The sequence below is a fragment of the Streptomyces sp. NBC_00289 genome (genome assembly GCF_041435115.1).
Taxonomy (GTDB): domain Bacteria; phylum Actinomycetota; class Actinomycetes; order Streptomycetales; family Streptomycetaceae; genus Streptomyces.
Window position 1 is genome coordinate 4855908 of sequence record NZ_CP108046.1, and the last position, 12528, is coordinate 4868435.

Here is a 12528-nt window from a genome sequence, read left to right on the forward strand (position 1 = left end):
GCCGGGAAGGATGTGACGGAAAGGCGTACCGAGGGATGAACTCCGGCTGATCGGCGTCCGTGGGAACGGATGACTCCGGCCACGGAAACCATCCCGCACAGAGGTCTAAACCAATTGTCGGTCGACCCTTGTCATCGGACCCCCCGGTCTGATGAGCTGTGGCCTGGGACACAACGGACACCCCGGGAAAGGCAGATGCCGTGAGCAACGAAAGCCTGGCCAACCTGCTCAAGGAAGAGCGCAGGTTCGCACCCCCCGCCGACCTGGCGGCGAACGCCAACGTCACGGCGGAGGCGTATGAGCAGGCCAAGGCTGACAGGCTCGGTTTCTGGGCCGCGCAGGCCCGTCGGCTGACCTGGGCCAAGGAGCCGGCCGAGACGCTGGACTGGTCGAACCCGCCGTTCGCCAAGTGGTTCAAGGACGGCGAGCTCAATGTCGCGTACAACTGCGTCGACCGGCACGTGGAGGCGGGACACGGCGACCGGGTCGCCATCCACTTCGAGGGCGAGCCCGGCGACAGCCGTGCCATCACCTACGCCGAGCTCAAGGACGAGGTGTCGAAGGCCGCCAACGCCCTGCTCGAGCTCGGCGTGCAGAAGGGCGACCGGGTCGCCGTCTACATGCCGATGATCCCCGAGACGGCTGTCGCCATGCTCGCCTGCGCCCGGATCGGAGCGGCGCACTCCGTCGTCTTCGGCGGCTTCTCGGCGGACGCGCTCGCGACCCGGATCCAGGACGCCGACGCGCGGGTCGTCATCACCTCCGACGGCGGCTGGCGGCGCGGCAAGCCGTCCGCGCTCAAGCCGGCCGTCGACGACGCGGTCGCGCGCGTGGACAGCGTCGAGCACGTGCTCGTGGTCCGCCGTACCGGCCAGGAGGTCGCCTGGAACGACGAGCGGGACGTGTGGTGGCACGAGATCGTCGAGCGGCAGTCCGCCGAGCACACACCGGAGGCGTTCGAGGCGGAGCACCCGCTGTTCATCCTCTACACGTCCGGCACCACGGGGAAGCCGAAGGGCATCCTGCACACCTCCGGCGGCTACCTCACGCAGACGGCGTACACGCACCACGCCGTCTTCGACCTCAAGCCGGAGACCGACGTGTACTGGTGCACGGCCGACGTCGGCTGGGTGACCGGTCACTCCTACATCGTGTACGGGCCGCTGGCCAACGGCGCGACCCAGGTCATGTACGAGGGCACCCCGGACACCCCGCACCAGGGCCGCTTCTGGGAGATCGTGCAGAAGTACGGCGTGACCATCCTGTACACGGCGCCCACGGCCATTCGTACGTTCATGAAGTGGGGCGACGACATCCCCGCGAAGTTCGACCTCTCCTCGCTCCGGGTCCTCGGCTCCGTCGGTGAACCGATCAACCCCGAGGCCTGGATCTGGTACCGCAAAAACATCGGGGCGGACCGGACCCCCATCGTGGACACCTGGTGGCAGACCGAGACGGGCGCGATGATGATCTCGCCGCTGCCGGGCGTGACCGAGACCAAGCCCGGCTCCGCGCAGACGCCGCTGCCGGGCATCTCCGCCACCGTCGTGGACGACGAGGCGAACGAGGTAGCGAACGGTGGTGGCGGCTATCTGGTGCTGACCGAGCCGTGGCCGTCGATGCTGCGCACCATCTGGGGCGACGACCAGCGGTTCCTCGACACGTACTGGTCGCGCTTCGAGGGCAGGTACTTCGCCGGCGACGGGGCGAAGAAGGACGACGACGGTGACATCTGGCTCCTCGGGCGCGTCGACGACGTGATGCTGGTGTCGGGCCACAACATCTCCACCACGGAGGTCGAGTCGGCGCTCGTCTCGCACCCGTCGGTCGCCGAGGCGGCCGTCGTCGGCGCGGCGGACGAGACGACCGGGCAGGCCATCGTGGCCTTCGTCATCCTGCGGGGCACGGCGAACGCCGAGGACGAGGGGCTCGTCGCGGACCTGCGCAACCACGTCGGTGCCACCCTCGGCCCGATCGCCAAGCCGAAGCGCATCCTGCCGGTGGCCGAGCTGCCGAAGACCCGCTCCGGCAAGATCATGCGGCGGCTGCTGCGCGACGTGGCGGAGAACCGCGAACTCGGCGACGTCACCACCCTGACCGACTCCACGGTCATGGACCTCATCCAGACGAAGCTGCCGGCGGCGTCCAGCGAGGACTGAGTACGACCGTCGAGGGCACCCGGCGACACGTGCGCCGGGTGCCCTCTCCGTGCCCGGGGCCAGGACTGATGAGAGAATTGCCGGGTTCCTCCCGGGCCCTCGCAGCGCACGTTAGGTAAACTAAACAAAGCAACAGCAGTAAAGGTGCGCCGGGAAGTCTGGTCGGCATGTGATCCGTCCTGCCCACCGACTGGAGGTCTCCCCGTGGCCGCCCCTCGCTCCTCTCCTCCCCGCAGTGTCCTCGGACGGCTGTCCCTGCCCGAGCGGAACTTCGTGGCGGACGCGCTGCGCACCGAGACAGTCGGCGGCGTACTGCTGCTCATCGCCACGATCGCGGCGCTGACCTGGGCGAACGTTCCCGCACTGCAGGAGAGCTATGCGAGCGTCAGCCACTTCCACTTCGGCCCCGCAGCCCTCGGCCTGGATCTGTCGGTGGCGCACTGGGCCGCCGACGGGCTCCTCGCGATCTTCTTCTTCGTCGCCGGTATCGAGCTCAAGCGCGAGCTGGTAGCCGGCGACCTGCGTGACCCGAGGGCCGCCGCACTGCCCGTGGTGGCGGCGCTGTGCGGCATGGCCGTACCGGCGCTCGTCTACACCCTCACCAACCTCCCCGGCGGCGGCTCGACGGCGGGCTGGGCGGTGCCCACCGCCACGGACATCGCCTTCGCGCTGGCCGTGCTCGCCGTCATCGGGACGTCCCTGCCCAGCGCCCTGCGCGCCTTCCTGCTGACGCTCGCCGTCGTCGACGACCTCTTCGCGATCCTGATCATCGCGGTGTTCTTCACCGACACCATCGACTTCGCCGCGCTCGGCGGTGCCGTCGCCGGTCTCGTCGTGTTCTGGCTGCTGCTGCGCAAGGGCGTGCACGGCTGGTACGTGTACGTGCCGCTCGCCCTCGTCGTCTGGGGGCTGATGTACAACAGCGGCATCCACGCCACCATCGCCGGCGTGGCCATGGGCCTGATGCTGCGCTGCACCACCCGCGAGGTCGAGGGCCCCAGCGGGCCGGAGAGGGAGGCGCACTCCCCCGGCGAGCACATCGAGCACCTGGTGCGTCCCCTGTCGGCGGGCCTGGCCGTGCCGCTGTTCGCGCTGTTCAGTGCGGGCGTGTCGATCTCCGGCGGCGCGCTGGGCGACGTGTTCGGCAGGCCGGAGACGCTCGGCGTGGTCCTCGGGCTCGTCGTCGGCAAGACGCTCGGCATCTTCGGCGGGACCTGGCTGACGGCCCGTTTCACCCGGGCCTCGCTCAGCGACGACCTCGAATGGGCGGACGTCTTCGCGGTGGCGACCCTGGCCGGCATCGGGTTCACCGTCTCCCTGCTCATCGGCGAGCTCGCCTTCGACGGCGACGCCGTACTGACAAGTGAGGTCAAGGCCGCCGTCCTGGTCGGCTCACTCATCGCGGCCGTTCTGGCGAGCGTCGTGCTGAAGATACGGAACGCGAAGTACCGCAGGCTGTGCGAGGACGAGGAACGCGACGAGGACCTCGACGGCATCCCGGACATCTACGAGGAGCACGACCCCGCGTACCACCTGCGGATGGCCGACATCCACGAACGCAAGGCCGCCGAGCACCGCCGGATCGCGGAGCTCAGGGCCGCGGAACGGGAGGCCGCCGCGCGCCACGGGCTTGCCGAAGTGACGGGCGGGGCGGGCGAGGACGGCAACCGTCCGGCATGATCTGACGGGACGGTACAAAAGAACACCGTCCGCAGCCACAGAAGTCACGCAGAAGTCAGGCAGATGAGGGAGACCGCGATGAGCGCACCCGACGGCAGCCCGGTCGGCGCCGAACGCAGCATCGGCCAGCTGTTCGCCTCGGCGACGACCGAGATGTCAGCGCTGGTGCACGACGAGATCGCGCTGGCCAAGGCGCAACTCAAACAGGACGTCAAGCGGGGCGCGACGAGCGGCGGCGCGTTCTCGCTGGCCGGCGCGGTCCTGGTGTTCTCCCTGCCGATGCTGAACTTCGCCCTGGCGTACGGCATCCGGACCTGGAGCGACTGGAACCTCGCGGTCTGCTTCCTGCTGTCCTTCGCGGCGAACGTGCTCGTCGCGGGCGTCCTCGCGCTGATCGGTGTCGTCTTCGCGAAGAAGGCCAAGAAGGGTCAGGGCGCGCAGAAGGTCGCCGCCTCGATGAAGGAGTCGGCGGGCGTTCTGCAGAACGCCAAGCCGCACCCGCGGCAGGAGCTGCCGCGGGACCGGGCCCCGGAGGCCATCGAGGCTGTGGCACGCTCGACGTCATGACGGATCCCGCCGCCCCCTGGGCGCAACCTGCCTCGGTCGTACGACTCGACCTTCCCGGCGGGCACCAGGTCACCCACCGGGATGTCGCAGCCAACGGCGCCCGTTTCCACATCGCCGAACTCGGCGACGGGCCGCTGGTGATGCTGCTGCACGGCTTCCCGCAGTTCTGGTGGGCCTGGCGGCACCAGCTGGTGGCGCTGGCCGACGCCGGGTTCCGGGCCGTCGCCATGGACCTACGGGGCGTCGGCGGCAGCGACCGCACCCCACGGGGCTACGACCCGGCCAACCTCGCGCTCGACGTCACCGGCGTGATCCGCTCCCTGGGGGAGCCCGACGCCGCGCTGGTCGGCCACGACCTGGGCGGATATCTGGCGTGGACGGCGGCCGTGATGCGTCCCAAGCTGGTACGGCGGCTCGCGGTCTCGTCCATGCCGCATCCCCGGCGCTGGCGCTCGGCGATGCTCTCGGACGTCAAGCAGACGACCGCGGGTTCCTACATCTGGGGCTTCCAGCGGCCCTGGATCCCGGAGCGGCAGCTCCTCGCCGACGACGGCGCGTTGGTGTCCCGGCTGCTGCGGGACTGGTCGGGGCCGGGCCTGCCGGACGACGAGGCGGTGGAGACGTACCGGCGCGCGATGTGCATCCCCTCGACGGCGCACTGCTCGATCGAGCCGTACCGCTGGATGGTGCGGTCGATGGCGCGTCCGGACGGCATTCAGTTCAATCGCCGGATGAAGCGGCCGGTGCGCGTGCCGACCCTCCACCTGCACGGCTCGCTCGATCCCGTGATGCGCACCAGGAGCGCGGCCGGCTCCGGCGAGTACGTCGAAGCGCCGTACCGCTGGCGGCTGTTCGACGGGCTCGGACACTTCCCGCACGAGGAGGACCCGGTGGCGTTCTCCACGGAACTCGTCAACTGGCTGAAGGACCCCGAACCCGATCGGTGACCGGGTCGACGCGCCCGGTATCCGGGGACGGGAACACCTGTCCTACGAACGGCCAATTGCCCGGCGCATAGGCCGATTGGGCGTCCCGGGGGCGGTTATCGACCTTGGGGCGGGGGCAGACGTCGGGGTATGGGCTGGACGCACGACTACAGTGACGCGGCACGCAATCGGCGCTCGGGCGGTGGCCTGAGCTCCCACCAGCGAGGCGGTGTCCCGCAACTTCCGGGCACGGACCTCCGCGTAGGAATTCCGCGCATTCTGCGCCGCCGGGCCCGCTGGGTCTCGGTACGCCTGCGGCATCCTCGAGGCTGACCCGGTCGGGCTCACAGCGCGCAGCTGTCGCTGTCCACCTGCTGGTTGGCCGTGCGTCCCTTGACGATGTCCTGCTGGATCTCGTCGGCGGTCAGGGCGTATCCCGTGTCGGCGTCGTCCCGCGACTTCGCGAACACCACGCCGTACACCTTGCCCTGCGGGGTGAGCAGCGGGCCGCCGGAGTTGCCCTGACGGACGGTCGCGTACAGCGAGTACACGTCGCGGCGCACGGTGCTGCGGCGGTAGATGTCCGGGCCGCTGGCCGTGATGCGCCCGCGCACGCGCGCGGCACGGACGTCGTACGACCCGTTCTCCGGGAAGCCCGCCACGATCGCGCTGTCGTTGCCGGCCGCGTCCTCCGACGCGAACCGCAGGACGGGCGCGCTCAGATCAGGTACGTCGAGTACGGCGATGTCGCGCCGCCAGTCGTAGAGGACGACCGTGGCGTCGTACTTCCTGCCCTCGCCGCCTATCTGGACGGTGGGCTCGTCGACGCCGCCCACGACGTGCGCGTTGGTCATCACACGGCGCTGGCCGAAGACGAAGCCGGTTCCCTCCAGAACCTTGCCGCAGCTCTGGGCGGTGCCCATGACCTTGACGATCGAACGCTGCGCCCGGGCGGCCACCGCGCTGTTGGCGAGGGCCGGGTCGGGCGGCTGGACGTCGGTGATCGGTTCGTTCGCGAACGGGCTGAAGACCTGCGGGAAGCCGTTCTGCGCGAGGACGGAGGAGAAGTCCGCGAACCAGGTGTCGGCCTGGTCGGGCAGTGCCCGGGCAACCCCGGTCAGCACCTTGGAGTTGCGGACCTCCTTGCCGAGCGTCGGCAGGGTGGTGCCCGCGAGCGCGGAGCCGATCAGCCAGGCCACCAGGAGCATCGCGACGACGTTCACGAGGGAGCCGCCGGTCGCGTCGAGGGCGCGGGCCGGGGACCAACTGATGTGGCGGCGCAGCTTGTTGCCGAGATGGGTGGTCAGGGCCTGGCCGACCGAGGCGCAGACGATGACGACGACCACCGCGATGACGGCGGCGGTCGTGCTGACCTCCGCGTTGTCGGTCAGGGCGTCCCAGACGACAGGCAGCAGGTAGACGGCGACGAGGCCGCCACCCAGGAAACCGATCACCGACAGGATGCCGACGACGAAGCCCTGGCGGTAGCCGACGATCGCGAACCACACGGCGGCGACCAGCAAAAGGATGTCGAGCACGTTCACCGGTTCGAGCCTCGCCTCATCACTTCGCGGTCACCTCAGGTCGGCCGAGGGGCCGGCCCGCCGCGAAGCGGCACTCGGACACAACATCCCCCGGGAAGACAGAGCACGGCAGACAGCCTGTCATGACCGCCAGTCGAGCGGGACCTGCTTCTCACGGTCCCAGGGGCGCTCCCAGCCCGCGTAGTGCAGCAGGCGGTCGATGACGCCGGCCGTGAAGCCCCACACAAGGGCGGATTCGACCAGGAATGCCGGACCTCGGTGACCGCTGGGGTGGACGGTGGTGGCGCGGTTGGCGGGGTCCGTGAGATCGGCCACGGGGACCGTGAAGACGCGGGCGGTTTCGTTCGGGTCGACGACCGAGACCGGGCTGGGCTCGCGCCACCAGCCGAGCACGGGCGTGACGACGAAGCCGCTGACCGGGATGTACAGCGTGGGCAGCACCCCGAAGAGCTGGACGCCGCTCGGATCGAGCCCGGTCTCCTCCTCGGCCTCGCGTAGGGCCGCCCGCAGCGCTCCGTCGGCCTTCGGGTCGCCGTCCTCCGGGTCGAGGGCACCGCCGGGGAAGGAGGGCTGGCCGGCGTGGGAGCGCAGGGAGGTGGCCCGCTCCATGAGCAGCAGCTCGGGGCCGCGCTCGCCCTCGCCGAACAGGATGAGCACGGCGGACTGGCGCCCCGCACCGTCCTCCGGGGGCAGGAAGCGGCTCAGCTGGACCGGCTTCACCGTCTCGGCGGCGTGCGCCACCGGGTCCAGCCAGGCGGGCAGGCCCTCCTTGCTGAGTGTCACCGGGCCGCCCTGGGTATGGCTCGCTCGCGTCATCTCCACCCCCGTTCTCTCCTGCTCAACGCCCGGCCCCCCAGAGATCGTTCCGTCATCCCGCCCCCAGCGGCGGGGCGGGCCTGCCGCCGGCGTCGAGGTACGCCTGCGGGGGCTTGAGGCGCTGGCCCGGGAAGCCGCCCTTCTCGTACTTGAGCAGCTTCTTCGCCTTCTCCGGGTCCGTCTCGCCCTCACCGAACGCGGGGCAGAGCGGGGCGATGGGACAGGCGCCGCAGGCGGGTTTGCGGGCGTGGCAGATGCGGCGGCCGTGGAAGATCACGTGGTGGGAGAGCATCGTCCACTCGCTCTTGGGGAAGAGCGCGCCGACGGCGGCCTCGATCTTGTCGGGTTCGGTCTCCTCGGTCCACCGCCACCGCCGCACCAGCCGCTGGAAGTGGGTGTCCACGGTGACGCCGGGACGCCCGAAGGCGTTGCCGAGCACGACGAACGCGGTCTTGCGGCCGACGCCGGGCAGCTTGACGAGGTCCTCGAGCCGGCCGGGCACCTCGCCGCCGAACTCCTCCACCAGGGCCTTGGACAGCCCTATGACGGACCGGGTCTTGGCCCGGAAGAACCCGGTCGGCCGGAGGATCTCCTCGACCTCCTCCGGGTTGGCCGCCGCCAGGTCCTCGGGGGTGGGGTACCTGGCGAAGAGTCCGGGCGTCGTCTGGTTGACCCGCAGGTCGGTGGTCTGCGCGGACAGCACCGTGGCGACGATCAGCTGGAAGGGGTTCTCGAAGTCCAGCTCCGGGTGGGCGTACGGGTACACCTCGGCGAGCTCGCGGTTGATACGGCGGGCGCGACGGACCAGGGACGTGCGCGACTCGTCCTTCGGGGGCTTGCGGAGGGCCGCCCGGGCCTGGGACTCGGCGGGCGCCTCATCGCCGGCCCCGGTGGTGGCGCCGGCGGCGGCGCGCTTCGCCGGGGCGGCCTTCTTTGCCGGGGCGGCCTTCTTCTTGCCGACCGCGGCCTTTCTGGCCGCGGCCTTTCCCGGAGCCGCCGTGGCCTCCCCGGGGGACGTCGTCGCCTGGTTCTTCGGAGTCACCGGCGCCTTCTTTGTTGCTTTTGCCGTTTTCCCGTCACCACCGGGGGCCTGTTCGCCCACAGCGGAATCGCGACGTACAACCACCCGTTCAGCCCCTTCGGTCTGTGCTCCCACCGGCGATTTGGACACCCGGCCAGCCTAAAGCCCGTCACTGACATCCGCCCCGGACCCCGAAGATCGGCCCCCAATTGGACCCCTGCCGCTTACCTCGGGACACGTGTGCGGCATCCTTGTGACAGATCACACTGTTTGGACCGTCCGGCAAAATGGGGAACACGGTCCCCTGGTAGCGGGGGAGCAAGATCCCCTGAGCAGGTCGACAAGGAGAGAACTCGTGGACGACGTTCTGCGGCGCAACCCGCTCTTCGCTGCTCTCGACGACGAGCAGGCCGCGGAGCTCCGCGCCTCCATGAGTGAGGTGACCCTCGCCCGCGGAGACTCGCTGTTCCACGAAGGCGACCCCGGTGACCGGCTCTATGTCGTCACCGAGGGCAAGGTGAAGCTTCACCGCACGTCCCCCGACGGCCGCGAGAACATGCTGGCCGTGGTCGGTCCGGGCGAGCTGATCGGCGAGCTGTCGCTCTTCGACCCCGGCCCGCGCACGGCGACCGCCACCGCGCTGACCGAGGTCAAGCTCCTCGCCCTCGGCCACGGCGACCTCCAGCCCTGGCTGAACGCCCGCCCCGAGGTGGCCACAGCCCTGCTGCGCGCCGTCGCCCGCCGACTGCGCAAGACCAACGACGCCATGTCCGACCTGGTGTTCTCGGACGTCCCGGGCCGCGTGGCACGCGCGCTCCTCGACCTGTCCCGCCGCTTCGGCGTGCAGTCGGAGGAGGGCATCCACGTCGTCCACGACCTCACGCAGGAGGAGCTGGCCCAGCTGGTCGGCGCGTCCCGCGAGACCGTGAACAAGGCGCTGGCCGACTTCGCCCAACGCGGCTGGCTCCGCCTCGAGGCGCGAGCCGTGATCCTGCTGGACGTGGAGCGGCTGGCGAAGCGGTCCCGCTGACCGCGTCCGGCATGCGTCGCCGTATGGGGTGCCGGCCGCCGGCACCCCATGTGGCCGTACGGCACCGCGGCGCACGCACGGCGTGACACTGCCCAGCGCCCCTCTGACCGTCGGGCGCACCCGGACTGTCCAGCACCGGAACTGCCCGGGGCCGTACATGCTGCTCCGCCGCCGCCCCGGCCGTAAATGAGCTGCCCCGAGGCCTCCGTCCGGGCACAGTGCGCTCATGACCGAGACGTCGCGGTGCAGAGGGCTGGACGCGCAGGGGTACATCGAGCGTGAGGGAGCACACGCGCGTGTGCCGCACGCCTTCCGGCCCGTGGTCGCCTCCGCGCGGGAGCGACTCCTCGACGTCTTCGGGACACGGCTGCACAGCGCGTACGTCTACGGCTCGATCCCACGGGGCACCGCGCGCGTGGGGCGCAGCGACCTGGACCTGCTGCTCGCTCTGCGCGCGGAGCCGGCCGACCCGGACCGGGAGGACGCCCGGGCCCTGTGCGAGGCCCTCGACAGGGTGTTCCCGCAGATCGACGGTGTCGGCACTCTGCTGTTCAGCCAGGCACGATTGCTGAGCGAGGCGGAGACGTACGACCTGGGCTGGTTCGTGGCCTGTCTGTGCACTCCGCTGCTGGGCGAGGACCTCGCCCAGCAGCTGCCGCGCTATCGGCCCGACTCACTGCTCGCCCGGGAGACCAACGGGGACCTCGCACTGTTCTTGCCCCGCTGGCGCGAGCGGATCGCCGCGGCCGAGCACGGTGCCGACCCGGAAGAGGCCCGGCGTCGGCTCGTCCGTTTCATGTCACGGCACCTCGTCCGTACCGGGTTCACGCTCGTGATGCCCCGCTGGAACGGCTGGACCAGTGACCTGACGGAGATGGCCGCGGCCTTCGGCACCTACTACCCCCTGCGCGCCGCACAGCTGCGGGCGGCCGCCGTCCTCGGGTACCAGCCCACCGGCGACCGTGCCGTCCTCGCGTCCTACGTCGACGATCTGGGCCCCTGGCTCGCCGAGGAGTACGCACACGTGCACGGCGTCAAGGCACCGCGCCCCGACTGACCCCGGGCCGAGCCCCCGGTCAGATGAGCCCGTGCTCTTCCAGGTACTCCAGCTGTGCCCGCACCGACAGCTCCGCTGCCGGCCACAGGGAGCGGTCCACGTCCGCGTACACGTGCGCGACGACCTCGGACGGCGTCCGGTGGCCGTTCTCCACCGCCGTCTCGATCTGCGCGAGCCGGTGGGCGCGGTGGGCCAGGTAGAACTCGACGGCGCCCTGCGCGTCCTCCAGGACCGGGCCGTGGCCGGGCAGCACCGTGTGGACGCCGTCGTCGACGGTCAGGGAGCGCAGGCGTCGCAGCGTGTCCAGATAGTCGCCGAGGCGGCCGTCCGGGTGCGCCACGAGCGTCGTACCGCGGCCGAGGACGGTGTCACCGGTCAGGATCGCCCGGTCGGCCGGGATGTGGAAGGAGAGGGAGTCCGCGGTGTGGCCCGGGGTCGGCACAACCCTCAGTTCCAGGCCGCCGACCCCGACCGCGTCCCCGGCGCCCAGCCCCTCGTCGCCCAGCCGCAGCGCCGGGTCGAGCGCCCGCACCTTCGTACCGGTCAGTCCGGCGAAACGTACGGCGCCCTCGGCGTGGTCCGGGTGGCCGTGCGTCAGCAGCGTCAGGGCGACGCGCTTGCCCGCCTTCTCGGCCGTGTCGACGACGTTGGCCAGGTGCCCCTCGTCCAGCGGGCCCGGGTCCACCACGACCGCCAGCTCGGAGCCGGGCTCGGAGAGGATCCAGGTGTTCGTCCCGTCCAGGGTCATCGGCGAGGCGTTGGGCGCGAGGACGTTGACGGCGCGCGGGGTGGCGGGCCCCGACAGGACTCCGTCCCGCGGCCGGCCAGGCAGGGCTGCTGCGTCCGTCATGCGGGGGCTCCACCGGTCGGGATGTGCTTGGTGAACTCGTCGTGGCCCGGCCAGGACAGCACGATCTCGCCGTCCTCCAGGCGGGCCCGCGCCAGGACCGGGGTCAGATCCCGCTCGGGGGCCGCGGCGAGCGCCTCGGCGGCCGTGGCGTACGGGAGCAGGCGGCGCAGGGTCGCGATGGTGGGCGGCAGCATCAGCAGCTCGCCCTTGTCGTACCCGGCTGCCGCGTCCTGCGGCCGGATCCACACCGTGCGGTCGGCCTCCGTGGAGGCGTTGCGGGTGCGCTGTCCCTCGGGGAGGGCGGCCACGAAGAACCAGGTGTCGTAGCGGCGGGCCTCGAACTCGGGGGTGATCCATCGGGTCCAGGCGCCGAGCAGGTCCGAGCGCAGGACCAGCCCGCGCCGGTCGAGGAACTCGGCGAAGGAGAGATCGCGGGCGACCAGCGCCGCGCGGTCAGCCTCCCAGTCCTCGCCAGTGGTGTCGCCGACCACGGATTCGGCGGTCGGACCGGCGAGCAGGACGCCCGCCTCCTCGTACGTCTCCCGGACGGCCGCGCAGACGATCGCCTGGGCCGCGGTCTCGTCGACGCCGAGCCGGTCCGCCCACCACGCGCGCGCGGGACCCGCCCAGCGGACGTGGTGGTCGTCGTCGCGCGGGTCGACGCCGCCGCCGGGATACGCGTACGCGCCTCCGGCGAAGGCCATGGAGGCGCGTCTGCGCAGCATGTGGACGGCCGGGCCGCCGTCGGTGTCCTTGAGGAGCATGACGGTGGCCGCACGCTTCGGGGTGACCGGCGTGAGGGTTCCGTTCGTCAGCGCGCGGATGCGATCGGGCCACTCCTGCGGATACCACTGACCGTTCGCCATGGTCGGAGGCTA

12 protein-coding genes are annotated in these 12528 nt (G+C 71.1%); 7 read left to right on the top strand and 5 right to left on the bottom strand.

Annotated elements, in window-relative coordinates:
- Positions 1 to 200 precede the first annotated feature (200 nt).
- The 5 genes from acs (at position 201) to OG985_RS21995 (ending at position 5665) form a co-directional block, all read left to right on the top strand.
- Positions 201 to 2159, top strand: a complete 1959-nt coding sequence (gene acs, locus OG985_RS21975; RefSeq protein ID WP_371670046.1) for an acetate--CoA ligase — start codon at positions 201 to 203, stop codon at positions 2157 to 2159.
- Positions 2160 to 2363: 204 nt separating this feature from the next.
- Positions 2364 to 3839: a Na+/H+ antiporter NhaA gene (gene nhaA / locus OG985_RS21980; RefSeq protein WP_371670047.1), complete on the top strand. Its 1476-nt coding sequence runs from the start codon at positions 2364 to 2366 to the stop codon at positions 3837 to 3839.
- A gap of 78 nt (positions 3840 to 3917) precedes the next feature.
- Entirely contained in the window at positions 3918 to 4406 is a 489-nt protein-coding gene (locus OG985_RS21985) for a phage holin family protein (protein WP_371670048.1), read from the top strand.
- Positions 4403 to 5353 (top strand): alpha/beta fold hydrolase, encoded by a 951-nt coding sequence (locus tag OG985_RS21990; RefSeq protein ID WP_371670049.1) that lies wholly within the window; start codon positions 4403 to 4405, stop codon positions 5351 to 5353. Before OG985_RS21985 ends, OG985_RS21990 begins: the two co-directional genes overlap by 4 nt.
- 129 nt (positions 5354 to 5482) lie before the next feature.
- The gene (locus OG985_RS21995; protein ID WP_371670050.1) at positions 5483 to 5665 is read left to right on the top strand and encodes a hypothetical protein; all 183 of its coding nucleotides are present in this window, start codon (positions 5483 to 5485) and stop codon (positions 5663 to 5665) included.
- Positions 5666 to 5676: 11 nt separating this feature from the next.
- Here OG985_RS21995 and OG985_RS22000 read toward each other — a convergent pair whose 3' ends face one another.
- From OG985_RS22000 to nth, 3 genes are all read right to left on the bottom strand, one after another.
- A complete protein-coding gene (locus tag OG985_RS22000) occupies positions 5677 to 6876 on the bottom strand; it encodes a MarP family serine protease (RefSeq protein ID WP_371670051.1) in 1200 nt (399 codons plus the stop codon).
- Positions 6877 to 6996: 120 nt separating this feature from the next.
- The gene (locus OG985_RS22005; RefSeq protein WP_371674458.1) at positions 6997 to 7692 is read right to left on the bottom strand and encodes a CoA pyrophosphatase; all 696 of its coding nucleotides are present in this window, start codon (positions 7690 to 7692) and stop codon (positions 6997 to 6999) included.
- Between the two features lie 52 nt (positions 7693 to 7744).
- Positions 7745 to 8734 (bottom strand): endonuclease III, encoded by a 990-nt coding sequence (nth, locus tag OG985_RS22010; RefSeq protein WP_371670052.1) that lies wholly within the window; start codon positions 8732 to 8734, stop codon positions 7745 to 7747.
- Positions 8735 to 9068: 334 nt separating this feature from the next.
- Here nth and OG985_RS22015 point away from each other — a divergent pair, with 334 nt between their 5' ends.
- Entirely contained in the window at positions 9069 to 9743 is a 675-nt protein-coding gene (locus OG985_RS22015; RefSeq protein WP_356037411.1) for a Crp/Fnr family transcriptional regulator, read from the top strand.
- A 226-nt stretch (positions 9744 to 9969) separates the two neighbouring features.
- Complete coding sequence (locus tag OG985_RS22020; RefSeq protein ID WP_371670053.1) at positions 9970 to 10800, top strand: nucleotidyltransferase; 831 nt, start codon at positions 9970 to 9972, stop codon at positions 10798 to 10800.
- 19 nt (positions 10801 to 10819) lie between these two features.
- On the opposite strand, the gene OG985_RS22025 is transcribed toward OG985_RS22020, so the two are convergent.
- Entirely contained in the window at positions 10820 to 11650 is an 831-nt protein-coding gene (locus tag OG985_RS22025; RefSeq protein WP_371670054.1) for an MBL fold metallo-hydrolase, read from the bottom strand.
- Entirely contained in the window at positions 11647 to 12516 is an 870-nt protein-coding gene (locus tag OG985_RS22030) for an NUDIX hydrolase (RefSeq protein ID WP_371670055.1), read from the bottom strand. Before OG985_RS22030 ends, OG985_RS22025 begins: the two co-directional genes overlap by 4 nt.
- Between the last annotated feature and the right edge of the window lie 12 nt (positions 12517 to 12528).